Raw genomic sequence first — 23,454 nt, 5'->3', positions numbered from 1 at the left:
TCGAACGGATTAATCCAAATCAAAGCGATCTAAGTTCATCACTTTGGTCCATGCCGCTACAAAGTCTTCTACAAATTTTTGTTTTCCGTCTTCAGCTGCATAAACTTCGGCTACGGCACGCAATATAGAGTTGGAACCAAATACCAAGTCCACACGTGTTCCGGTCCATTTTACTTCGCCAGACTCACGGTCGATTCCTTCGTACAACGATTTTTCCTCATTTACGGCCTTCCATTGGGTGCCCATATCCAGTAGGTTGACGAAGAAATCGTTGCTCAATACACCTACTCTTTCGGTGAATACTCCTTTCTTTGAACCATCAAAATTGGCACCCAACACACGTAATCCTCCAACTAGAGCCGTCATCTCGGGTGTGGTAAGGGTAAGCAATTGAGCCTTGTCCACCAAAAGGTGTTCTGCCTGTACTTTTACCCCTTCCTTAACGTAGTTCCTAAAACCATCATACTTTGGCTCCAGGTAGTTTGTGGATTCAATTTCTGTCTGTTCTTGTTTTGCATCATTACGGCCAGGGTTAAATGGTACTTTAATTGAAGAACCAGCATCATTGGCTGCTTTTTCAACAGCGGCACTACCGGCCAACACAATTATATCTGCCAAGGAAATTTTCTTTCCTCCACCGGCATTTTTGTTGAATTCATTTTTGATACCTTCAAGCACAGAAATCACTTTTCCAGTGCCTTTATTGACCTCCCAACCCTTCATGGGTTCTAAATTGATACGCGCCCCATTGGCTCCGCCACGCTTATCACCGCCACGGAAAGTGGAAGCCGATGCCCAAGCGGTATACACCAAATCAGAAATGGATAGACCAGATGACAATACTTTTTCCTTTAGCTCTTTTACATCAGCATCATCTACCAAAGTATAATCGATAGCTGGAATAGGGTCTTGCCAATCCAGTTCTTCCTTTGGCACCTCTGGACCCAAATAACGGGAGCGTGGTCCCATATCACGGTGTGTCAGCTTAAACCATGCACGAGCATACGCATCGGCAAAGGCTTGTGGATCCTCCATGAATCTACGGGAAATTTTTTCGTATTCAGGGTCAAAACGAAGCGACAGGTCGGTAGTCAACATGGTCGGTTTCTTGTTCGGTCCACCAAAAGCATCTGGGATAATGGCATCAGCATCCTTTGCCACCCATTGGTGTGCTCCTGCAGGACTTTTGGTCAATTCCCATTCGAATTTGAACAGGAATTTGAAGAAATCGTTGCTCCATTGTACCGGAGTAGAGGTCCACGTCACTTCCAATCCGGAAGTAAAGGCATCGGAACCTTTTCCTGTCCCATTTTTATTGACCCATCCAAAACCTTGCAATGCCAAATCCTCTCCTTCGGGGTCTGCACCTACCAACTCTGGGTCTCCATTACCATGGGTCTTGCCTATGGTATGCCCGCCAGCTATCAACGCCACGGTTTCCTCGTCGTTCATCGCCATGCGCTTAAAGGTCTCTCTAATGTCGTGTGCTGCTGCTATCGGGTCAGGATTTGCGTCAGGGCCTTCCGGGTTTACGTAAATCAATCCCATTTGAACAGCGGCCAAAGGGTTTTCTAAATCACGCTCCTCTTTATTGTGGGAGTAACGGCTATTTGGCGTATCGCTCAAGGCCAACCATTCAGTTTCGCTTCCCCAATACACATCTTGGTCTGGTTCCCAAACGTCCTCACGACCCCCTGCAAAACCAAAAGTGCGGAACCCTGTAGACTCCAAGGCCACATTTCCAGCCAATATCATAAGGTCTGCCCAAGAAATTTTCTTGCCATATTTTTGTTTTACGGGCCATAACAGTCGACGTGCTTTGTCCAAACTCACGTTGTCCGGCCAGGAATTTAACGGTGCAAAACGTTGTTGTCCACGTCCTCCTCCTCCGCGACCATCACCGGCGCGATACGTTCCTGCACTATGCCAAGCCATACGGATGAACAATCCGGCATAACTTCCAAAATCAGCCGGCCACCAATCCTTTGAATCGGTCATTATGTCTAAAATATCTTTCTTCAAAGCTGCGTAGTCCAGTTTTTTGAATTCCTCCGCATAATTGAATTCCTCTCCAAATGGATCTATTTTATTTGAATGCTGGCTCAAAAGTTCCAATTTAAGCCTATTGGGCCACCAATCTTGATTTTGGGTACCGCTTCCGGCCACTTGTTTTAGTTCGCCGTTCAGAAAAGGGCACATGCCCTCATCTGCACCATTAGCCAATTCTTTACTCATGATATTATAGTTGTGTGTTAATTAATAGCTATTGTAAAATTATAAGATTCGTTGCTACAACAATAGATAATCGATATTAAAATACTATTAAATAATAGTCATCATCTATTTTAATACATCGGAATAATATCTGTGCTGGACGCATCTGCATGCTTTCCTAAATTTAAGGATTTCTTTACTCATTCGTTAATTTATTATTTGATATTACTATTTGAATTATCTTTAAAGTACTAACTATTAAGAAACTGTATAAAAAAATAAAAACATCATTACAAATGAAAAAATTACTCTTCCCTTTAGCCATTGTTCTATTTTTCGGTTTTACCAAAGATCCAGAAATTCAAATCGACTCAAAGGACAAAGAATGGATCATGAAACATTTAACGGAAAGTCGAGAACACATGAAACAAGTACTGGATGGTCTTTCTGATGAACAACTCGACTACAAGCCCGACCCAACTTCGTGGTCCATCGCCGAAAATGTGGAACACTTGGCATTGACGGAAAAAATGTTTGTTGAAATGCTCCATAAAAGTATTGCTGATGGCCCAAAACCAGAGCTAAAAGATTCCCTTGTTTTTAAAGATGACCAAATTATGCCCATGATAGCTGATAGGAGTCAAAAAGTTAAAACTGCAGAACCATTTGAACCTAGTGGTCAGTTTGGTTCTACGGAGGAGACCTTGGGCGCGTTGCTTGCCATACGCCAAGAACTTATGGAATATATTGAAACCACCGAGGATGATCTAAGAAACCGTTATGCAAAACTACCTTTTGGCACTGTTGATGCCGCCCAGTTCATTGTTTTTATCGCAGGACATATGGAAAGGCACGTGCTACAAATGGAAGAGGTAATGGAAGACGAGGATTTTCCTCAAATGTAATGTGAAAACTATAGGCTTTCCTTAACAATAATTGGCAAACCCTTTCCAGATTGGAAGGGGTTCTTTCTTTAATTTTGAGTAACAAAAAAAGAAACACTATGAAACGTATACAACCTGTTATAATGCTGACCCTTTTTCTTTTCGCCATTTCTATATCGGCCCAAAGCAGAAAGGATGAAAAAATAATGGCGGACGCCGAAAAGGCAAAATCTACACTGCTGGAAACAAGTCCAAGTTTGGAAGGCTTTTTTGAGAATTCTGCCGGTTACGTAATCTTCCCCAATGTTGGAAAAGGTGGTTTTATCATCGGTGGTGCATCTGGTAACGGTGTGGTGTATGAAAACGGTGATGCCGTGGGAATGGCCGACCTTAAAAAATTGAACATTGGATTACAGGCAGGCGGACAGGCCATTATCGAAGTAATTTTCTTCGAGACCGATGTGGACCTGCAACGTTTTAAGACCGAAAAGTTCCAATTTGCGGCCGAGACTTCGGCAGTTGCCTTAAAATCGGGCATAGCCTTTAACGCCAAGTACAAGGATGGTGTGGCCGTTTTTGCACTTCCGAAAGCGGGTCTTATGGCCGATGCATCTGTGGGTGGGCAAAAGTTTAGCTATAAGGCGTTTTAATATTTTAATCCCTAACCCCTGGGGTAAAATCCTCGGGGGCATTTTGGGGTAAATCCGTGGTGCCCGCTTCTCCCGAATCATTAAAAATGATCCATTCACCAAAGGTGAAGGTTGGATTACCTTTCAAAATATCAGGATTGCGAACCGCTCTTCCATCCTCGAACTCATGGTTGGTTCCCGAGCCATCCTCTCCAATTACCCCGAACATATCGATTACGGTTCCGAAGGGGTCGACCAACTCCAAATTATCATCCCCATTGGAATCTGCAGGGCTGTTGGTGGATACTCCCAAATCGGGAGCAAAGCCATAGACAAGTTCAAATTCTGCCGCGTTGGGAGAAATCACCAATGTACTCTCGGCACCAATAATAAAACCCGACAAATCTATAGTGGAGCTCACTTCTGTATTATCGTTGGTGTATCTGCGTAGCGTCCATAGGTTTAAATCCAATGGCTCGGAAGATGAGTTGTACAGCTCCACAAAACGAGCGCCTGCATTATTATCGGGGTCTGCCAATTCTGAAATAAAAATTTGATTGGAAGTGAACTCGGTGATAATCTCTGGGCAACGCTCTTCCGTAAAGTTTACATCATCCAATGTTCGGATTACGAGTTTAGGGGTCTTACCGTCCTTGGTTAAGATTGCAGTAATCGTTCCGTTCGCTCCAGGCAACGGTTCGGCTTGGAAATCGGCATAACCACTGTTTATAAGTGTAATCTCGTTTTCTTCGCAATCCAGCAGGGTCCGTTCGGTTTCTTCTTGGGAAATGGCATAGGTTTCGCCCAAGGCTTCCTCCGCAAACTCCACATTTTGTAGTTCTACCAATATATTGGAGGGCAAACTATCTATTTCTGATATTGTTGCAAGCACAGGGTCGGGATTCCCTCCACCATCGCACGCCACAAAAAGATGCTCAAAAACCTTCCCCGAAGGCAACCTGCCGATGGAAAGGTTTCCAAAGGAAGAGAAAACGCTCCCGATTCGAAGGTTACTTCCTTTTTTGCCCAAATAAAGGTCTTTCAACTTTACCAAAACTTTGCTCCCCACTGGAAATTGCAAATGGGATTCCCTCAAATCCATTTCAAGTTGAAGGCCTGATTTTGGATTGCTTAGGGCATCTTGCAGATAAAGCACCCCGAAAAAATTCCCAGCACGGTCGGATGAGACTACATAACCTTCTAAAATCAAATCATCCAGAATCTGGACTGCATCATCTTGCACCAAGGAATCCAACTCGGAAAAAGTGATGTTGGACGCTATATCCGTTATGCAATTTCCTTTGATTTCATCAAAATCCCTTCCATCCACACAACATAAAAAGGAAATCAAAATGAAGGTTCCGATAATTTTTAAAATCACGTTTTTCATAAGAAGTAGATTAAAAACTGATGGCCAAATTCAAGAAATAGGTTCTTCCGTAACTGTACCAATATTTTGGGGCAAAGGAGGGCGTTCCACTCTGATTGTCCTGTTTCAACTGGCCAAAATTTCCGTTTCTGCTCTGCTCATATCCGCCTGTGCGGAAAACCTTATCAAACACATTGTTGACGCTGGCGAAAAAGCTGATGTACTTTCCATCGATCAACCAAGATTTGCCCCCGACCAAATTCAACAAATAGATATCGTCGAGTTTGTTTTGCTCTAGCAATTTGGCCACATTCTCTTCGGTAGCATCGGGAAAAGGTTCATTGGTTTCGGGGTCGATGAGAAAACTGGACGTTCTGGTAATGGTGGAGAGATTACTATAATTATTGGTGAGGTAATTGGTAGTGCCGCTTATCCACCAATATTTGGGAGCTCGGTAGGATACCCCCAATGCAAGTGCAGTTTGTGGCCCTTGGGCCAGTTTTAAATCCTTGAGATCGGCGATGCCCAAATCTATGTTTCCCTCGGGAGAAATAAGTTCTTCTTCGGCGCCTGCGGCATCAAAATTGATTTGCACAGATGGGTCGCTCGCATATACATAATGGCCAATGTTTCCTGCAGCGGTCAATTTTACACTGGATGATGCCTCGTACTCAAAACCAAACTCGATGCCTTTGTGAAGCCTGTCCAATCCTGTGATTACTTCTTGAACAAAATCGGAACCCAAGCCAGAATCCACAAAAAAGAAATTAATGTCGGTAGTATGCTGAAACCTGGTATAAAACGCACTGATTCGTCCCGTTAAGCTCGGGAGACGCACAAAATAGCTCATGTCCACGCTGCTGACCACCTCTTTTTGAAGCTCGGGAACCGTTTCGTTATTTTCCCGTGGGTTGATAAAAATGTTCTGTATGATAGGTGGTCGTTCCACCATAGCAGCATTGGCCGTAAACCAATGTCGTCCCGTCAAGAAATACGTGAATCCACCTTTATATGCCAAGTTGGAAAAGATAATTTTTTCGCTTGCTCCGAAGGAATTTTCCAAATAGCGCTCGTTTTTGAAGAATCCATTGCGCTGCACATTAAAGTTGGAATACGAAGCTGATACAAATCCATCCCATTTGTTGGAAGTCAATTGCACTTGGGCAAACCCTTCCATTTGAGAGGCATCCAAATTATAATAGTAATTGAATTTCTCGCCTTCTGTCTTTTGTAGTTCCTCATCAACATTATTCAAGGTGTTGGAAAAAGTGTCCATATCCTCATGATAAGTAGCTCCCAACAAATCTTGTATTTCGGCATAGTTTTCAGATCCTGTAGCTCTGTAATTTCCGCCAAAGCCAAGTTTGATGAAATCATTCAAAGCATAATCCAAATTGGTGGCACCTGAAATGGTCGTGTTCTGAGCAACATCATCATAAAGCAAATAAGCTGCCTTATCGTTATTGTTGGTATTGGCTTCATACAATTGTTCCCAATCCAATTGTGGGTTTTTCAAAAATGTTTCTTTCGCCAAGTTTGCATTGATAAAATCTGCTCCAATGGAACTGTTGATGTGGTAACTGGGCAAATAACGGTAATACGTTGGATCGGGATTTGGCGCATTGTAATAGCCAAGCCTGCTTCTGGAATTGATTCCTGTTTGATAGGCAACCCCAATATTCCAATTAACCTTTTTCTTGTTCAAAGCATAGTTGAGCAAAAACAAGGGCTCAAAAATCTCACGCTCTCTTGAATTTCTGATTTTGCCACCTTGTTCGCCCCAATATGGATTGTACTGCCCTCCCATCAAATCAAAGACTTCCTCCGTTAAGGCAGAGGAGCTTCCGCGTCTGTTACGTGCCCATATGGAGGTAAACGTAATGCTGTTTTCAGGGTCAAATTGATACTCGAAGGCTCCAAAAAACGAGTAGGCATCATACAGCGTTCCATCTACATACCCTTCCTTGGCCCATCGTCGCGAAGCGGATACGGAATAGGCCAAACCACTTGCTTTTTCTCCGGAATTGTAGGTGGCCATCAACCTACCGCGATAGGTGCGATTGGACATAGATGACGATAACCGCAGGCCGGAACGAAAACCAGAAGGTCGGGTAATGATGTTCGTGTTGCCCAGAATTGCGCCGAAGGTGTACGGATTCAACGTTAGGCTGTTGGTGAATTCTTGATTTCGGACCACATCGTTCAAGCCGCCCCAATTGTTCCATTGTGGCCTGCCATCAAAAAATTTGTTCATGGGAATTCCGTTCATCAACACTTGGCCATTTCGTGAATCATAACCTCGCACCTTAAAAAAGGCTTGTCCAAAATCAAAAGCGGCACGGTTCAGAAATATGTCCCTAGTGGATTGCAATAATCCCATGGAGCTGGAAATGGATTCAAAATCATCGGAAAGATCTCCATCCGTCAGTGAAATCAAATTATCGGTTTGTTCTCTAGCAATATCCCTTTCCAGATAAATGGTCCCTAAATCAATCGGATTTCCATCCAAATGGAGCAAAAATCGTTTGGGAATAAAGTCCAGGGCGGAAACATGGAGTGTCTCTGTTTGTTTACCCACTAGGTCGAACTCAAATTTACCGTAGGAATCTGCAGAAAACTCCTTTAAAGTGTTTTCCAAGGTAATTATGGCATTGGGAATGGGAGTATCGGAACCCTTTTCCATCAATTGTCCTGTAACTCGAGTACTTTGTTGTGCATACAGCAACTCACAACAACAAAGCACGGCCAATACTATGGCTAGCCTCATAGGTTTTTGTAGGTTAATTAATAAAAAAGGGGTTGTAATTGCTGTACAAACTGCGGAAAAGCGAACAATTCTACATATTTTAGCTACAAAATCAAAATAAAATGCGATTATTAATATGCCTACTTGTATTAATATCGACCTCACTTTATGGACAAAAGTCCAAGACATACACCTTAAGAACGATTGCTTTTTACAACTGTGAAAACCTGTTCGATACGGTAAACGATTCGCTCACTTTTGATGATGACCGAACTCCCGAGGGTAGTTATCATTGGACGCGGGAACGGTATCTGCAAAAGGTGGAAAACCTATCCAAGGTCATTTCGCAAATTGGTGCCGAAACGTCTAAAACCTCTCCCGACATTGTGGGGCTTTGCGAAGTTGAAAATCTGGATGTGCTGGAAGATTTGGTGCAACATCCCAATTTGCTGGATAAGGATTATGGCATCATCCATTTTGATTCCCCAGATGCTCGCGGTATTGATGTGGCACTGCTTTATAAAAAGTCAGCATTTATTCCCTCTTCGTTTAAAAGTCATCGGCTTTTGTTGTTTGATGAAATGAGCGAAAGGAAATACACGCGTGACCAATTGGTGGTCGGCGGCACTATGGATGGTGAAGAAATTCATTTTATTGTAAACCATTGGCCCTCGCGGAGGGGCGGAGCGGCGAAAAGTTCCCCTTTACGTGTTCGTGCGGCTTTGTTGAACAAGCGAATTATTGACTCCATCCAAGAATTGGATTTGGATGCCAAAATTATTTCGATGGGTGACCTCAACGACGACCCCATTGATGACAGCTTGAAAAAAATACTGAAAACAAAGGGCAAAAAGCGTCAATTGGATAGCTTAAGCCTATTTAATCCTATGGAGGCAATGTTTAAAAAAGGAATCGGTTCGTTGGCATACCAAGATAAGTGGAACTTGTTTGACCAGATTTTTATGACCTCCAATTTGGTGACCGAAAACAGAACAACCCTATCGCTTTGGAAAGCGGGCATTTTTGCACCACAATTTATCCGAACTGATGAAGGACGGTTTAAGGGGTATCCGCTACGTACCTACTCGGGCGGTAGCTATACGGCCGGGTATAGCGACCACTTTCCTGCGTATTTGTTTTTGTTGAAGGAGGTGGAGTGATGGATTCACGACTGAATGTCACATCGTGTCCTTCGGCTTCGCTCAGGATAAACTAAAGTCGAGATGTTTTCCCTACCTTTCGACTGCGCTCAAGGTGACAAAACATTTAATATCTTTAACTCATGACAGTACGACTTCCTAAAGACGAGGACAAACATGTATTTAGTACGGATGATAATGCACGTTGGCTTTAATGTGGAACATTTTTTGGAACCTTAATAAAAAGTGGTTACTTTGTAATAACATTTAAAGACTTATGGAAGCATCAATAATCAAAATCGGTAATTCAAAAGGACTTCGTTTGAGCAAGACCATTTTGGAAAAATATAATATCAAGGACAAAGTGGAACTGATTCTTGAAAAAGGACAGATCATCCTCAAACCAATTGCTTCACCAAGAAAAAATTGGGAAAAAGAATTTAAAAAAATGAATGAGAATGGAGATGACAAGTTGCTGATGAATGATGTCTTCGAGGATGAAAACCTTGAAGAATGGATTTAAAACAATACTCGATCGTTCTTGTAAACCTTGACCCGACCAGTGGTAACGAAATAAAAAAGACAAGACCTTGTGTAATCATTTCGCCAAATGAAATGAACAAATATCTGAACACAATAGTTCTTGCTCCAATGACAACCAATTTAAAAAAATATCCGACAAGGGTTTCGATCAAACATAACGAAAGAAAAGGAATGATTGCCATTGACCAAATTCGGACAGTTGACAAAACTAGAATAATCCGAATTTTTGAAAACCTGACCAATGTAGAAATTGAAAAATGCAAAGAGGTCATAAAAGAAACCTTTGTTGACTAAAAAATACAAGGTTATAGTGATTATTATCCCGCCCATATCTTTTTTGGTCAAGGAATCTGAATAATCCTTTAAACAAAACATTTTCTATCTTTATCTCATGACTGTAAGACTTCCTCAGGACGAGGACAAACATATATCTGGTACGGATGATATTGCCCGCATTATGCAAAAGGTGCTTTGGCGGCAGAACAAAATCCACAGACAAAAAGAATATTTTTGGACCATAGGTCTCAATGCTGCAAATGATATTGAGTATATTGAACTTGTGACCATTGGCACCAGCAATCGAAATATTGTTACGCCAGTGCAAGTTTTAAGTTTGGCCGCAGCCAAACAATGCCATAAGATTGTCCTCTGCCACAATCATCCCTCAGGAAAATTGGAGCCCAGTGAGGCAGATATAGCATTTACAGACCGCATGAAAAAAGCTGCCGCTATTTTAGAAATAGAACTACTCGATCATATAATAATCTCGGAGATTAACTATGTGACCATTTAAGGAAAAGTTACTAAGTAAACTGTATAAGATTCCCGCCTTCTCGGGAATTACTTTATGCGAACCATTGTCCCCAAGGAATACGGCTTAAAATCAACAGCAATCCAAGTCCGTAAAAAATAGAAATGGTCTTGAATTTTTTATTGCTTTCCATCACCTTTTTATGACGGGACCATCCAATGGTTATCAAAACCAAAGCTATAATATTAATGAATGGATGCTCTACCGCCAAAAGTCTTGCAGGAGCATTCAATCCACCCATTCCCAAAGTTTGAACGGCCTTTAGTCCATTCCCCGATGTGAAATACAACAACAGTCCCACCAACAATTGAATATGGCTTAAAATAAGGGCAAACAAGCTTATACGAAGGTCTTTTTGAAGGGTGAAGTCCTTTTTGCCCAACCAGCCCGCTATGGCATTGATTACGGCAATTACTAAAACGGCCAGCACCACATAGGCCAAATACGAGTGTAGGTTCTTGATAATTTCCATTAGGTATCGTTTGTGCGATTAAAAGTACGGATTTTTGGGCATAAAAAAACCCTGCCAAATGGCAGGGTTTATAAAAAATCGTTCAATACTAGTTAAAGCTATATCTAAGCCCTAACTGCATCTGCCATCTAGATGATTGCAATCCAGAATCATCGATAATATTTCTTGTTTCTTCAACACCTGGGTCAAAAGTAAACTGAGGTGTCGTACCATCATCGGCAAAGCCTTCAAAATTCAACAATTGTACTTGGTTAAAGTTAGAGAAGGTTCTTACACCCCATTCCTTGTTTAATAAATTGGTAAAGTTGAAGATGTCTGCAGTAAATTCCAATTTGTGGGTGTTCTCACCAAACTTGATTCCAAATTCTTGTGCAAATTTCAAATCAATAATATGGGTCCAATCTGAACGGTCAGCGTTACGTTCTGCAAATTTTCCTCTTCTACTTTTTAAGTAATCATCTCCTTCGATAACGGCATTTAATGCGCTCCATTGTTGAGCAGCACTCAAATCGTCAGAATCAACTAAATTGGCCTCTGATTCGTTCGCAGGCACATAAATCAAAGCAGAGAATGATCCTGTATCGGATAATAAACCACTTCCGTTGTAAACATAGCTAAACGGAGATCCTTCAGCTCCTTCGTAAAATAAGCCCAATCTTGTCTTAAGATTATCTGACCATTTAAATTCAAAAGTTGAATTTGCAATTACTCGGTGACCTGGTGAGAAATCTGAAATGGATAAATCTGGTCTGTTAGACCCATTAACAGTTTCTAAGTTTCTGAATTGAGAACTGTTTTGTGATGAAGTCCCATCCAAAATTCCATCAGACTCTCCATAGGAGTACGATGCTTGAGCGGTAATATCCAATTTTGGACTGTAAAAGTTCTTTGATAATGTACCAGTGATATTGTAAGAACTTCCGGCTCCCGTATTTGTCGCCAAATATATATCGCTATAAGTGTTGTCTATAGAAGCATAACCATAATTAGGTCGTGATCCAGCACCTGTAGTCATAAACTGAGGACCTCTAAGGTTTAAGTTTTCATATGCAACCGCTGTAATATTATCGTTCCAAATAAAATCTGCTGAAAAGATAATGTCTCCTGGTAATCTTTGGTCGACAGCAATATTTGTTTTGAACACTTGAGGTAGTTTAAAATCAGGTGCGAACAAATCAATTTGTCCACCAACGGATCCCGTACCAGGTTGTGGTATAGCCAATTGACCTGTAGGGTCTGGGTTAAAGTCAGGAACATCATCTCCTGTAAGCTGGATGAATCCGGCAGTAATACCATTGTTGTTATATGTTCCTCCCGGCCATACCAACGGAACTCTGGATGTGAATATTCCTAAACCTCCCCTTATCTGGGTAGTTCTATCCCCTTTCAAATCCCAATTAAAACCTAATCTTGGCGAAAAATGGGCATTTGGATTTATCCCTTGGCCCACTCTTGCTCCCTGCAAGTCTTTTCCTGCAGCTTCCAACAATGCAACGGTTCTTGTGTTGAAGTCTTCATTTTCAAGACCATCTTCCCAATAAGGAACATCAATTCTTGCTCCGATGGTAAATTTGAAATTGTCGGTAATATCCACTTGATCTTGTACATAAACTCCCAATTGGAACAAATCAAACTCTGCTGCTCCTTCTGAATCATCACCAAAACCTCCCAATAGGGAGTATCCATACCTATACCTATTGGCAGACTCACCATTTAAGAAATCACTAAGGCTATTGAATCTGTAATCTCCAAAATTCTGACGAAAGAAAACATTCTTTGCAGAGGAAAATTCATTGTTAGTACCTATAGTTATGGTATGTCTTCCTGAATAGATTTGGAAATTATCGGTAAGAGTCAATACTTTCTGTTCCAATAGGTTAGCTGTTGAAAACGCCTCTGAACCAAAAAATATCGAAGTACCTGCCGCATCAAAAATCTGAACTGCAGGGAAAGGGCTCCCAGCTGGATCTCTATCATCATTTACAGTTGTATAACCAACTACTAAATTGTTGGACATATTGCTCCCGATTTGAGAGTTCAGTTCCAAAGCTGTTGAATTTGTAATCGATTCAAAATTGATAGCTCCGTTAATGAAACTAATAGACCCTGTATTTGAAGAAGGTGCATCAAACTGAATAGCCTTAACATAACTGTGCTTAAGAGAGAGTTTATTCTTATCATTAATGTTCCAGTCAATTTTCGCAATCAACTTATCACTCTCCAAGCTAGAGGTATTATTTGCATAACCTCCAGGATTATATCCATAGTTATTAACCAAAAAACTAGATAGGTTATCTAAGTCCGCCGCTGTGGCATCACCTCTATATGTTGAAATGTTAAATGGTTGTGGAGTTTCATTTTCCTGTCTTTCATAATTGACGAAGAAAAACAATTTGTCCTCAATCAAAGGACCACCCAATCGTACTCCATAAGTTTTTGCAGAAAATTCATCCAATTTTTCTCTTTCTTCACCTTCTCCAACCAAACCTACAGGAGTCTTGCCTGCAAAACTCTCGTTTCGTAAAAAACCATAGGCAGATCCTATATACTTGTTAGTACCGGATTTGGTAATAGCATTGATACTACCTCCTGCAAAACCAGACTGACGAACATCAAAAGGGGCAACGTTTATTTGAAAAGACTCTATGGCATCCAAAGAAATAGGGCTCACACCAGTTTGTCCTCCATTCGTCCCATTTGCTGCAAGGCCAAAAACATCGTTATTTACGGCACCGTCAATATAAATGGCATTATACCGGTTGTTTTGACCACTTATTGAAACCACATCGTCCCCAGTCACTTTAGCTTGTGGTGTAAGTCTAGCAAAATCCGCAATATTCCTGGATATTGTCGGCAAATTGTTCACTTGTCGTTGTGTGACATTGGTCTCAGCTCCAGTTTTACCCGGATCAAAAAGGCTTCCTGCCGCTCCGCCAGTAACTACAACTTCTTGTAGTGCAGTTGCTGATTCCGAAAGTTGGGAACTTATTCTTTCTGCTTGACCTAAATTAAGATATATTCCTTCTTTAACATCCTCGTTAAATCCTACATAAGAAATTGTCACCTTGTACGGCCCTCCCGTTCTCATACCTGAAATTCGGTAAAATCCATCAAAATCAGCAGCTGCCCCATAAGTGGTTCCCGAAGGAATGTGGACAGCCACTATACTCGCCCCTGGCAGAGGCTCCCCAGTTTCGTCTGTTACTTTACCTCCTATAGAAGAAGTAGTAACCCCTTGTGCAAATGCCATCGCGGAAACCAAAATAGCCGCAATAGCCAAGTAGATTCTTTTCATTTAATTCAGTGTTTAAGTGTTTAATTAGCGCTGCAAATGTGATCCATTTTTGACATTCTACGATTAAGTCAAAGTTAAAATCACGCAAATATAGTTAACACTAAATTAACAAAACAAATTATCTGACAGACAATTGTTTAGGCTTTATACGGGGATTTGAGCAGATGGCAATTTACTCCTTAAAAAAATGCAAAAGGTTCAATGTTGAACTGTCGTGCTTGCCAATATCTGAATTTTCAATATCGTTCAGAATATTTTTGGCCAACTGCTTACCGAGTTCCACCCCCCATTGATCGTAACTGAAGATGTTCCAGACCACGCCTTGTACAAATATCTTGTGTTCGTAAAGTGCAATCAGCGCGCCCAAGCTTCTAGGGGTAAGCTGCTCTATTAAAATGGTGTTGGTGGGCTTGTTTCCCTCAAATATTTTAAAGGGAAGCAGTGTTTGGATTTCGTCACCGGACAATCCTTGGGATTTCAACTCTTGTTCAACCTCTTCCGCGGTTTTTCCGTTCATCAAGGCTTCGGTCTGTGCAAAGTAGTTTGCCATCAATTTATTATGATGGTCCACATCTCCGTGCAATGATTTCTTGTAGCCTATAAAATCGGTGGGGATCAATTTGGTCCCTTGGTGGATCAACTGGAAAAAGGCATGTTGCGAATTGGTTCCCGGTTCGCCCCAAATAATAGTGCCCGTTTCGTGACCGACCCTATTTCCTGCCCTGTCCATACTCTTTCCGTTACTTTCCATGATACCTTGTTGTAGGTATGCAGAAAAACGGTGCAAATATTGTGTGTACGGAATTATGGCCTCGGTCTCTGCTTGATAGAAGTTATTGTACCAAACACTGATCAAGGCAAGAATTACAGGAATGTTTTCATCAAACGGGGTTTCCTTAAAATGAACGTCCATTTCGTGTGCCCCATTCAACAAGGATTCAAAATTATCGTAGCCCACCGAAAGTGCAATGGACAATCCAACGGCGCTCCAAAGTGAGAAACGTCCGCCTACCCAGTCCCACATCGGGAACACGTTTTCATCTGCAATACCAAATTCCTTGATTTTTTCAAGATTGGTAGATACGGCAACAAAGTGGTCAGCCACATCTTTTTCGGATGCAGTTTTCAGAAACCATTTTTTGATGGTCAGTGCATTGCTCAAGGTTTCCTGTGTAGTGAAGGATTTGGAAACAATTACGAACAATGTGGTCTCCGGGTCAAGTTCTTTCAATACTTCATGAACCAGATCACCATCCACATTGCTTACAAAATGAGTCTTTAAATCATTTTGATAAAATTTCAAGGCTTCAGTCACCATCACTGGTCCCAAGTCAGAACCACCGATACCAATGTTTACAATATCGGTAAATGCTTTTCCCGTGTGGCCCTTACGCTCCCCGGATATTACTGCTTCGGAAAAAGATTTGATTTTCTCCTTTACCTCAAAAACTTCATCTACAATGTTTTCGCCATCAACAAAAACCTCTGTACCCTTTTTGGCGCGTAAGGCTGTGTGCAATACGGCCCTTCCTTCGGTTTGATTAATGAGCTCGCCATCAAAGTAACCTTCTATGGCTTGGGTAAGGCCCACTTCCCCGGCAAGTTCCAAAAGCAACTTAATGGTTGTATCCGTTATTCTATTCTTTGAATAGTCCACCAAAAAATCTTCCCAACGGATGGATAGGTTTTTGCCCCGGCCTTCTTCGTTAGAAAATAGTTCCCTTAAATGAACGTCTTTGGTCTCTTGATAATGTTGTTTGAGTTTTTTCCAGGCTTCCGTAGTTGTGGGGTCGATTGTGGGTAGTGCCATTACTGGGTGTATGATATTAAGGTTTCTTCGGGTTCTGTAGGTGCTATGTCAATAAATTCTATGCAATCCAATTGCTCTTTTAACGGCGATATATGAGCCATGTAATCCATTCTCAAAGAATCGGCGATGGGGTCGGCTTCGGGTAATTTTTCCTTTAATGGGTCCACCTGTCTTCCGTTCTTCCAGAAACGATAGCAAACATGCGGGCCTCCAGTATTACCTGTCATTCCTACCCATCCAATTACATCACCTTGTCGGGCGAACTCTCCTCTTTTTACCTTTTGGGCTTTCATGTGGAGGTATTGGGTGCTGTAGGTGCCGTTGTGTTTAATCTTCACATATTTTCCATTTCCGCCCCTTCGGGTCGACTCGGTCACGGTTCCATCTGCAGTGGCAACAATTGGGGTTCCAACAGGTGCTGCGTAATCGGTTCCTTTATGTGGTCTTACTTTGTAACCGTAATAGGCTATCCTGCGTTTCAGATTGTATCTGGACGATAGTCGGTATCCAAATTTTATGGGTGCTCTTAGGAATGTGCTTCTCAAGTTATTGGCATCTTGATCAAAATAATCCAATATGTTGTTCACGGAATCTGCCACATACGGAAAGGCATACACAGTTTTTCCTTTGTGCTCAAAAAGTGCTGCCTTAATGGGACCCCTACCGGCATATATGGTATCATTGATGTATCGTTCATCAAAAACAACTTTAAACTTGTCGCCCTTCTCCAATCGGAAGAAGTCAATGGTCCACGCGTAAATCTCGGACAAACTCAAAGTTACGGTGTAATCGACCCCCAAATTATCCATTGCCTCGGATAGACTACTGTTTATGACACCGCCTACCTCGCGCTCCCTGAGCGTAACTTTTTTCTTGTTCTTATAGGCAACGGCTGCGGTATCTCGCAAATCCACCACGGTGTAATTTATTTTGTCGTTTTGATAGATAAAGACTTTGGCAACTTCCGAAGTATCCTTTGACTTGAGGATGATATAGGGCTTACCAACTCTAATCTTACGAACATCAAAAGTATCCCTAAAATTTTCCGAAATATGGGCGATTTTGGGGTAATCCACCTTGTTTTTCAACATAAGTTCCCCAAAACTGTCGCCGTTACGGACCGTATCGTGGACTACATTGAATTCTTCAAGATTAAAACCATAATGCAATACGGGAAGTTTTTCTATTACTTCAACTTTTGCAACTTCTTCTTCCGGTTGTTCGTTTGTCTGTTTGCAAGATGCTGCCAACACAGCGAGCATCAAAATTGCCCCAAAAATTTTCTGCATTTTTCTTCTATTCCTTGTATTCTTCTTTAGCGGGGTTAAAAACGTGGTCCACCCATTGTTTACCCCAAGTATCCAACTCTTCTTTGGTATGCAAAGTTGGGAAAAAAATTATTTTCTGAAAACTGGGCGGTAAATAGTCCTTCCAATTGGTTCCGCCAGTCGCCTCTACCTCCTTGCCCTCCCGGGCCAAATATCTATGGGCCGAACCCATGTGCATCAACGGCCAATTTACGTTGGCATTCAAATCCAACTCTTTTAACGCCGAAATTAGTTCTTCATTGCATTGGGATGCCTCTGGAAGTTGTAAATATTTTTGATATACCGTACTGTCCTTTACTTGGTTGGCTATTCGCAGGAGCCGAGGCGTATATCTTACCTCGAACTGTTTTAATGTCAATGTTTTTTCACCTGTTTCCAAATCGGTGGCTCCCTTTTTCCAATACACATGCTCGAACAGTTCTTCTATACTATTTGCAGAAGAGAATGAGTCCCTTTCGGATAAATGCACCATATTCTCCAATGGGGTTGCATAAAATTCGATCATCCTATATTGTACCGATTGAAATCCACTGGCCGGAAGAAGTGCCATACGGTAACGGAGAAACTGTTCTCGTTCCATACCCTTGATCATAATACTGAACGATGATATCAGGGCCTTAAAATAGCTATTGATTCTCCTTACCTTTTCAATAAAAAAAGCAACGTCCTGCGATTTGTCCTCAACAATTTGTTTTTGTTCGTGCAGAATAAGCTTGAAATAGAGCTCGGTAATCTGATGGTACATAATGAAGATTTCCTCATCCGGGAAATGAGTCCTCGGTATTTGAAGGCTCAACAAAGTATCCAAGTGGATATAATCCCAGTAAGTAAGATATCTTTCGTAAAGAAGACCGTCCAAATAAGAGCTTAGGTCTTGGCCCGAGTTTTTGTACTTTTCCTCCAGCTTGTTGATTTGGGAAGCGATTTTTGCATCCTTATCCATTAACACCTATATACTAATCCATTATTATTTTAAACTGGTTTTTTAGTCCGTTGTAACCATCAAGATCGGCTTTAAGAGACCCCACGGCCAAATCTGCCTTGATTCTGATAGGTATCTTGTTCCAATCGTTGGAAACCCAAAGTGTTAAACTTTCTTTTTCCTTAAAAACCCGACCAGACTGAACCAAAGGTCTAAATTTAAGACATTCTACCTTTCCAAACTTGGTCCTTAGGATTTCTTTTCCCAAATATTTCAACTGGAACTTAAAAACACCATCATCATCAAAGAGCATATCCAAATCAATGGATTCACCTTCTTTAAATTCTTCCAGATTATAATTGCTCCTTAAAAAGTAGGAAGCTGAGATAAGGTCCTGTATTTGATTGTTGATCGTAAAATTCTGTTGTGTCCCATTTTTGTGGTCCATGAGAACAGCTTTGTCCTGTTTGTAGTCAAAATCAATCTCAATATCCTTGGTATATCCCCCTTCATCTATTTTTCTGATGAACTTGTACGGCCTACCATTTTCCCTGTTAAAATAACTTTCATAGGTATCATCAACCTTAAAAAAGATACTGGCAAACCCCGTGGTTTTGCCCTCTCCTACCACATGGTAGACAGGAACGTTATTCAATGTTTCCGATGTAAGATGCAACGTGGCATAGCTGGCATTTAAAAACCCATAGTGAATCCTAAACTTAAGCCACTCCCCTGGTTTAAAGGCCGGGCGCGGGTTTTGTGCCGACGCCGAGATTGCAAAAAGAAGGCATAATGTATATGTGATTATCTTTTTCATGTGCAATTTATTGGTATAAAATTAGTAAAATCAGTTTAGGGGTTACACGGTTCACATATACTTAAACAAAACTTATTCCAAAATAGTATAAACAAAAAAAGCCCAGTCTTGAGACTGGGCTTTTCCTAAATAACCAACCAAACTTTAAATTATGAAAAACCAATACTTAAAGTTATAAGGGAACCACCCCTTATGTGGTGTAAAGATACGGCAACGTTTTGTAGGAAAAATTGTTTTTAACGGACTTTAACTAAACCTCTGTATTATTGATTGGTTTTACCGTTTTTTTGACAAATTATTAAGAAAATTGAGCCTTTTGATCGAGTGATTTTTACTAAAACCAATACCCGACACTAAAGAAAAAATTACCCTCACTGATTTCTGGCGACCAAGAATAATATATTTGGATAGGTCCCAAAAAGGATTCAAAACCGTACCCAAGTCCATACCCTGAAAAACTTGGCTCCTCAAACCAATCCCCTGTTCTGAACAAATCGTCCGCAACGGTGGCGTAGTTGGCGGAAAAAAGCACATGGTGCTTGGGAGCAAAACGATAGTCCAAACGGCCGAACCCTTTTACATAACTGTTCCCAGGCAGACTAAGGAAGTCGTATCCAAAAAAGGGCACAAAATTGTTTACAAAATCGTTTCCAAAGCCTCCCAAAATAAAGTCAAAGGAACTCACTGGGGTTGTTCCCAGTTTAAACCCGGCATCCGCCTCCAATTTAAAGCTTAAATTGTGGACTGGAGAGAACACACCTCCAAATCTTCCTTTGGCCACGGCAAATTCTGAAAAGTTCTCGTTGTAATCGGATGAGAATGCATAAAAATGAAAATCTCCATCAAAAAACAGCCCTCTTGTAGGAAAGTACTTGTCGTCGTACGTATCCAACTTTACTTGAGAGAATGCGCTGAAATAATTAGAATTTTCGAAGTTGGATCTTTGATTGCCTGTCGGAGCATCGTTTTGGACATCTGGATCCACGTCCAACTGGCCTAGCGTTCTTGTGCTATAGTTCAAAAATTTATGCTCTGCCCCTATGGTAAACGCAAATTCTTCCTTTAACACGGTTTGAAGATATATCTGGTTGGTAAGGTCCGTTACATCCACGTTTATCCTTTGGATATTCGGGTTGAGGGGAACATCAAAATTACCTTGGATGAGGGAAAAATCAATCTCCGAATCAAAATCGGTCAGCTTGGAATTTATCCCGAAACTCCAATAATATCCTTTGTCCAGATAATACTGCATATTGTACCTGATGTGGTCCCCAAGAATAAAATCGAACGAGGCCACATCGTCCTTCATCAAAAAATTCTTTTTGGTAAGGTTGATGAGCGCCGCGCTCTTGTACAAATCATCATAGTGGGCAGACATTTTAATGAACATTTTGGTCGGATTCTCCTTGAGCTTTAAAATCAAATCGGTCCCCAATCCATTGGAAATCAAATCATACCGAATAGCTTTAAAATTGCCCGTAGCAGATAGATTGTTCATTCCCTGTCGTAAATCTTCGAAAGAGATTTTTTCCGCCAAATCAAACCGGAGCTTTCCTTTTATATAGCCCCGGGTATATTGATCATTCCCTTCAATGATCATCCGGTTCACGACCAAACTGTCCACTACCGTGATTCTCTTCCTAGGTTTTGCCGTCTCACCTTGCCTCAGGGCAATTTGCCTAAGTTCATCGAATTTTTCCTCAGCCGCCTTTTCCCCGCTTTTTATAATCTGTTTGCCCCTGTCAAAAGCAATTACGGAGAACTCATCGATGTCCGGTCTTATGTAAACGTCGGTTTCCTTGGACTTCTTTCTCATATCGTTGACAGTACGGTAATTGTTGATCTGCAACAAGATTTCCGTGGCCGAAGAAAGGGATTCCCTTGTGGCCAGATCATGCTGCACGTCCACCCCTATGATAATATCGGCGCCCATTGCCTTTACCTGCGCTATCGGATAGTTATTGACCACACCACCATCAATCAAAATTTGCTCGTTTATCTCGGCAGGCTCAAAAAGGGAGGGGAACGTTCCGCTAGCGACGATGGCCTCTGGCAAGTAACCTCTATCTAACAAAATCTCTTCTCCTGTCTCCACATTGGTGGCCATACATAGAAATGGTATGGGTAATTTACCGAAATCCTGCACATCCTTTACGTGGAACAATAGTTGAACCAAAAGATTATATATGTTCTGTCCGCTGGAAATGGCCTGTGGAAAGGATACCTTAAAGTTTTCGAAGGGGAGTGATAAAGCGTAGCGTTCCGAATCTTCCTTTTCATAAAATGTTTTGGCGCTCCGCGGTACATTATCCTGTATTAAACGGGTGAAATCCGTTTTTCTGAATATGGAATCCAGTTCCTGCGCGGAGTAGCCAGACGCATACAACGCTCCTACAATGGCCCCCATACTTGTCCCACCGATGTAGTCGATTTTAACCCCCGCTTCCTCGATTTTCTTCAAAGCTCCGATATGGGCCAACCCCTTGGCTCCGCCACCACTGAGCACAAGGCCCACTTTTGGCGGTCTGTTTTCCGGGGTATTCTGGGCCGTCCCCTTCAAACAGAGCGAAGCAATCAGAACGGTAAATAATATTGCCTTGTTTCCCATGGCCTACTTATGAAATGTTTTATGAATTTTCTCTGCCTTTGAAGCACCGACCGAGGCCGTCAATGCTTCCAATGATGCTTCTTTGATTCGTTTTACCGATTTAAAGCTTTTTAATAATTGTTGGGCGGTTTTTTCTCCGACGCCTTCAATATTAACCAATTCTGAACTAATCGCGCCCTTACTTCTTTTGTTTCTGTGATGGGTTATACCAAATCGGTGGGCCTCGTTCCTCAGCTGCTGGATTATTTTCAGGCTTTCCGAACGTTTATCCAGATACAATGGCACTGAATCATCCGGAAAATAAATTTCTTCCAAGCGCTTTGCAATGCCTATAATGGCGATTTTACCCCGAAGCCCCAGAACTTCCAAACTCTTTAATGCCGATGACAATTGTCCCTTTCCCCCATCAATCACAATTAACTGTGGGAGTGGTTCCTCTTCGTTCAGCAACCTTTTGTACCTCCTAAAGACCACTTCTTCCATACTGGCAAAGTCATCGGGGCCTTCCACGGTTTTTATGTTGAAGTGGCGATAATCCTTTTTGGATGGCTTTCCGTCCTTGAAAACCACACAAGCTGCAACGGGATTGCTTCCTTGAATGTTGGAGTTGTCAAAACATTCAATATGCCGTGGCTCCTCCGACAATCTCAGATCCGATTTCATCTGGGCCATAATCCGTTTAGTGTGACGGTCAGGGTCGGTTATCCTAATCTGTTTCAGTCTATCTTGGCGATAAAACCTCGCATTGCGTTCGGAAAGATCTAAAATTCGGCGTTTGTCTCCCAATTTGGGAAGGGTTACCCTTACATCTTCCTCTACAGTAACCGGGAAGGGGAGGTACACCTCTTTAGATGTTGAATTGAAACGCTGTCTAAGCTCCGTTATTCCCAATTGTAATAACTCTTCATCGGTTTCGTCCAGCTTCTTTTTAATCTCCAAGGTGTGGGACCGAATTATGGCCCCATGCGAAATCTGTAAAAAATTTACATATCCGTGGGTTTCATCAGAAATAATGGTGAACACATCCACATTGTTGATCTTAGGGTTCACCACGGTGGATTTAGCTTGATAATTCTCCAGCACATCAATTTTATCCTTTACCTTTTGAGCTTTTTCAAACTCCATCTCCTCGGCATAGTCTTTCATTTGCTGTTTAAAAGTCTGTATGGAGTCTTTTAAATTGCCCTTAATGATCTGCCTGATATCTTCAATCTGTCCGTGATACTCTTTCTCCGTTTGAAGACCTTCGCAGGGCCCCAAGCAATTGCCCAAATGGTAATCTAGGCATACCTTGTACTTTCCTGCATCTATTTTCTCTTCCGACAAATCATAGTTGCACGTACGCAAAGGATATAGACTCTTGATCAGGTCCAAGAGCGTCCGAACCGTTTTCATGCTGGTGTAGGGGCCAAAATATTCTGAACCATCCTTGATCAACTTTCTTGTGGAGAATACCCTTGGAAAACGTTCATTTTTAATGCATATCCAAGGATAGGATTTATCGTCCTTGAGCAGCACGTTATACCTTGGCAACAATTTTTTAATAAGATTGTTCTCCAGTAACAGGGCATCCGACTCGGTAGGCACCACAATATGCTTTATGGAATCAATTTTTTTTACCAGCACTCTGGTTTTTCCGTACTCCTGCTTTTTGTTGAAATAGGAAGAAACCCTCTTCTTCAGGTCTTTGGCCTTACCTACGTACAGAATTTTGCCGTCCGCATCATAAAACTGGTACACTCCCGGGTTATTGGGAAGCGCACTCAACTGTACTTTTAAGGATGTAGGTTTGGACATAGATTGCTCTAAAAGTGACCTGTTCTTGACTTTATAACAAAGTTATATTTTAATTGTCTTGATTATTGTT

Annotated in this window: 17 protein-coding genes; 6 read left to right on the top strand and 11 right to left on the bottom strand. The window is 41.6% G+C overall.

Annotation, left to right across the window (positions count from 1 at the left end; all coding sequences use genetic code 11):
• Positions 1-9: 9 nt before the first annotated feature.
• A complete protein-coding gene (gene katG, locus K1F36_RS13255; RefSeq protein WP_220114253.1) occupies positions 10-2,235 on the bottom strand; it encodes a catalase/peroxidase HPI in 2,226 nt (741 codons plus the stop codon).
• A gap of 275 nt (positions 2,236-2,510) precedes the next feature.
• Here katG and K1F36_RS13250 point away from each other — a divergent pair, with 275 nt between their 5' ends.
• Both K1F36_RS13250 and K1F36_RS13245 read left to right on the top strand, forming a co-directional pair.
• Positions 2,511-3,119, top strand: a complete 609-nt coding sequence (locus tag K1F36_RS13250; RefSeq protein ID WP_220114252.1) for a DinB family protein — start codon at positions 2,511-2,513, stop codon at positions 3,117-3,119.
• 98 nt (positions 3,120-3,217) lie between these two features.
• The gene (locus K1F36_RS13245; RefSeq protein WP_220114251.1) at positions 3,218-3,748 is read left to right on the top strand and encodes a lipid-binding SYLF domain-containing protein; all 531 of its coding nucleotides are present in this window, start codon (positions 3,218-3,220) and stop codon (positions 3,746-3,748) included.
• Between the two features lie 4 nt (positions 3,749-3,752).
• Here K1F36_RS13245 and K1F36_RS13240 read toward each other — a convergent pair whose 3' ends face one another.
• The gene (locus K1F36_RS13240) at positions 3,753-5,117 is read right to left on the bottom strand and encodes a DUF5689 domain-containing protein (protein WP_220114250.1); all 1,365 of its coding nucleotides are present in this window, start codon (positions 5,115-5,117) and stop codon (positions 3,753-3,755) included.
• Between the two features lie 10 nt (positions 5,118-5,127).
• Entirely contained in the window at positions 5,128-7,863 is a 2,736-nt protein-coding gene (locus K1F36_RS13235) for a TonB-dependent receptor (RefSeq protein ID WP_220114249.1), read from the bottom strand.
• 101 nt (positions 7,864-7,964) lie between these two features.
• Between K1F36_RS13235 and K1F36_RS13230 the strand changes: the two genes are divergently transcribed.
• The 4 genes from K1F36_RS13230 (at position 7,965) to K1F36_RS13215 (ending at position 10,317) form a co-directional block, all read left to right on the top strand.
• Positions 7,965-9,002, top strand: coding sequence for an endonuclease/exonuclease/phosphatase family protein (locus tag K1F36_RS13230; protein ID WP_220114248.1), 1,038 nt, complete (start codon positions 7,965-7,967; stop codon positions 9,000-9,002).
• A gap of 256 nt (positions 9,003-9,258) precedes the next feature.
• The gene (locus tag K1F36_RS13225) at positions 9,259-9,504 is read left to right on the top strand and encodes an AbrB/MazE/SpoVT family DNA-binding domain-containing protein (protein ID WP_163625008.1); all 246 of its coding nucleotides are present in this window, start codon (positions 9,259-9,261) and stop codon (positions 9,502-9,504) included.
• The gene (locus K1F36_RS13220) at positions 9,495-9,818 is read left to right on the top strand and encodes a type II toxin-antitoxin system PemK/MazF family toxin (protein ID WP_220114247.1); all 324 of its coding nucleotides are present in this window, start codon (positions 9,495-9,497) and stop codon (positions 9,816-9,818) included. The genes K1F36_RS13225 and K1F36_RS13220 overlap by 10 nt, the downstream gene beginning before the upstream one ends.
• A gap of 97 nt (positions 9,819-9,915) precedes the next feature.
• Positions 9,916-10,317, top strand: a complete 402-nt coding sequence (locus tag K1F36_RS13215; protein ID WP_220114246.1) for a JAB domain-containing protein — start codon at positions 9,916-9,918, stop codon at positions 10,315-10,317.
• A 52-nt stretch (positions 10,318-10,369) separates the two neighbouring features.
• Here K1F36_RS13215 and K1F36_RS13210 read toward each other — a convergent pair whose 3' ends face one another.
• The 8 genes from K1F36_RS13210 to uvrC form a co-directional block, all read right to left on the bottom strand.
• The gene (locus K1F36_RS13210) at positions 10,370-10,807 is read right to left on the bottom strand and encodes a hypothetical protein (protein ID WP_220114245.1); all 438 of its coding nucleotides are present in this window, start codon (positions 10,805-10,807) and stop codon (positions 10,370-10,372) included.
• Between the two features lie 88 nt (positions 10,808-10,895).
• The gene (locus tag K1F36_RS13205; RefSeq protein WP_220114244.1) at positions 10,896-14,102 is read right to left on the bottom strand and encodes a TonB-dependent receptor; all 3,207 of its coding nucleotides are present in this window, start codon (positions 14,100-14,102) and stop codon (positions 10,896-10,898) included.
• A gap of 172 nt (positions 14,103-14,274) precedes the next feature.
• Complete coding sequence (pgi, locus tag K1F36_RS13200; RefSeq protein WP_220114243.1) at positions 14,275-15,912, bottom strand: glucose-6-phosphate isomerase; 1,638 nt, start codon at positions 15,910-15,912, stop codon at positions 14,275-14,277.
• Entirely contained in the window at positions 15,912-17,201 is a 1,290-nt protein-coding gene (locus tag K1F36_RS13195; protein WP_220114242.1) for a M23 family metallopeptidase, read from the bottom strand. Before K1F36_RS13195 ends, pgi begins: the two co-directional genes overlap by 1 nt.
• A 7-nt stretch (positions 17,202-17,208) precedes the next feature.
• The gene (locus K1F36_RS13190; protein WP_220114241.1) at positions 17,209-18,183 is read right to left on the bottom strand and encodes a tryptophan 2,3-dioxygenase family protein; all 975 of its coding nucleotides are present in this window, start codon (positions 18,181-18,183) and stop codon (positions 17,209-17,211) included.
• A gap of 13 nt (positions 18,184-18,196) precedes the next feature.
• Positions 18,197-18,979 carry a DUF3108 domain-containing protein gene (locus tag K1F36_RS13185; protein WP_220114240.1) on the bottom strand — a complete coding sequence of 261 codons (783 nt, stop codon included), beginning with the start codon at positions 18,977-18,979 and terminating at the stop codon, positions 18,197-18,199.
• Between the two features lie 334 nt (positions 18,980-19,313).
• A complete protein-coding gene (locus K1F36_RS13180) occupies positions 19,314-21,587 on the bottom strand; it encodes a patatin-like phospholipase family protein (protein ID WP_220114239.1) in 2,274 nt (757 codons plus the stop codon).
• Positions 21,588-21,590: 3 nt separating this feature from the next.
• The gene (gene uvrC / locus K1F36_RS13175) at positions 21,591-23,384 is read right to left on the bottom strand and encodes an excinuclease ABC subunit UvrC (protein WP_220114238.1); all 1,794 of its coding nucleotides are present in this window, start codon (positions 23,382-23,384) and stop codon (positions 21,591-21,593) included.
• Positions 23,385-23,454 lie beyond the last annotated feature (70 nt).

It is taken from the genome of Flagellimonas abyssi (assembly GCF_019457905.1).
Classification (GTDB): domain Bacteria; phylum Bacteroidota; class Bacteroidia; order Flavobacteriales; family Flavobacteriaceae; genus Flagellimonas; species Flagellimonas abyssi.
Note: the sequence above shows the minus strand (reverse complement) of the source record. Positions and strands in the feature narration are given on the sequence as shown.

Excerpts from the sequence above, each read along its gene's own strand:
- katG (WP_220114253.1), bottom strand. The coding sequence starts at position 2,235 with ATGAGTAAAGAATTGGCTAATGGTGCAGATGAGGGCATGTGCCCTTTT.
- K1F36_RS13250 (WP_220114252.1), top strand. The coding sequence starts at position 2,511 with ATGAAAAAATTACTCTTCCCTTTAGCCATTGTTCTATTTTTCGGTTTT.
- K1F36_RS13245 (WP_220114251.1), top strand. The coding sequence starts at position 3,218 with ATGAAACGTATACAACCTGTTATAATGCTGACCCTTTTTCTTTTCGCC.
- K1F36_RS13240 (WP_220114250.1), bottom strand. The coding sequence starts at position 5,117 with ATGAAAAACGTGATTTTAAAAATTATCGGAACCTTCATTTTGATTTCC.
- K1F36_RS13235 (WP_220114249.1), bottom strand. The coding sequence starts at position 7,863 with ATGAGGCTAGCCATAGTATTGGCCGTGCTTTGTTGTTGTGAGTTGCTG.
- K1F36_RS13230 (WP_220114248.1), top strand. The coding sequence starts at position 7,965 with ATGCGATTATTAATATGCCTACTTGTATTAATATCGACCTCACTTTAT.
- K1F36_RS13225 (WP_163625008.1), top strand. The coding sequence starts at position 9,259 with ATGGAAGCATCAATAATCAAAATCGGTAATTCAAAAGGACTTCGTTTG.
- K1F36_RS13220 (WP_220114247.1), top strand. The coding sequence starts at position 9,495 with ATGGATTTAAAACAATACTCGATCGTTCTTGTAAACCTTGACCCGACC.
- K1F36_RS13215 (WP_220114246.1), top strand. The coding sequence starts at position 9,916 with ATGACTGTAAGACTTCCTCAGGACGAGGACAAACATATATCTGGTACG.
- K1F36_RS13210 (WP_220114245.1), bottom strand. The coding sequence starts at position 10,807 with ATGGAAATTATCAAGAACCTACACTCGTATTTGGCCTATGTGGTGCTG.
- K1F36_RS13205 (WP_220114244.1), bottom strand. The coding sequence starts at position 14,102 with ATGAAAAGAATCTACTTGGCTATTGCGGCTATTTTGGTTTCCGCGATG.
- pgi (WP_220114243.1), bottom strand. The coding sequence starts at position 15,912 with ATGGCACTACCCACAATCGACCCCACAACTACGGAAGCCTGGAAAAAA.
- K1F36_RS13195 (WP_220114242.1), bottom strand. The coding sequence starts at position 17,201 with ATGCAGAAAATTTTTGGGGCAATTTTGATGCTCGCTGTGTTGGCAGCA.
- K1F36_RS13190 (WP_220114241.1), bottom strand. The coding sequence starts at position 18,183 with ATGGATAAGGATGCAAAAATCGCTTCCCAAATCAACAAGCTGGAGGAA.
- K1F36_RS13185 (WP_220114240.1), bottom strand. The coding sequence starts at position 18,979 with ATGAAAAAGATAATCACATATACATTATGCCTTCTTTTTGCAATCTCG.
- K1F36_RS13180 (WP_220114239.1), bottom strand. The coding sequence starts at position 21,587 with ATGGGAAACAAGGCAATATTATTTACCGTTCTGATTGCTTCGCTCTGT.
- uvrC (WP_220114238.1), bottom strand. The coding sequence starts at position 23,384 with ATGTCCAAACCTACATCCTTAAAAGTACAGTTGAGTGCGCTTCCCAAT.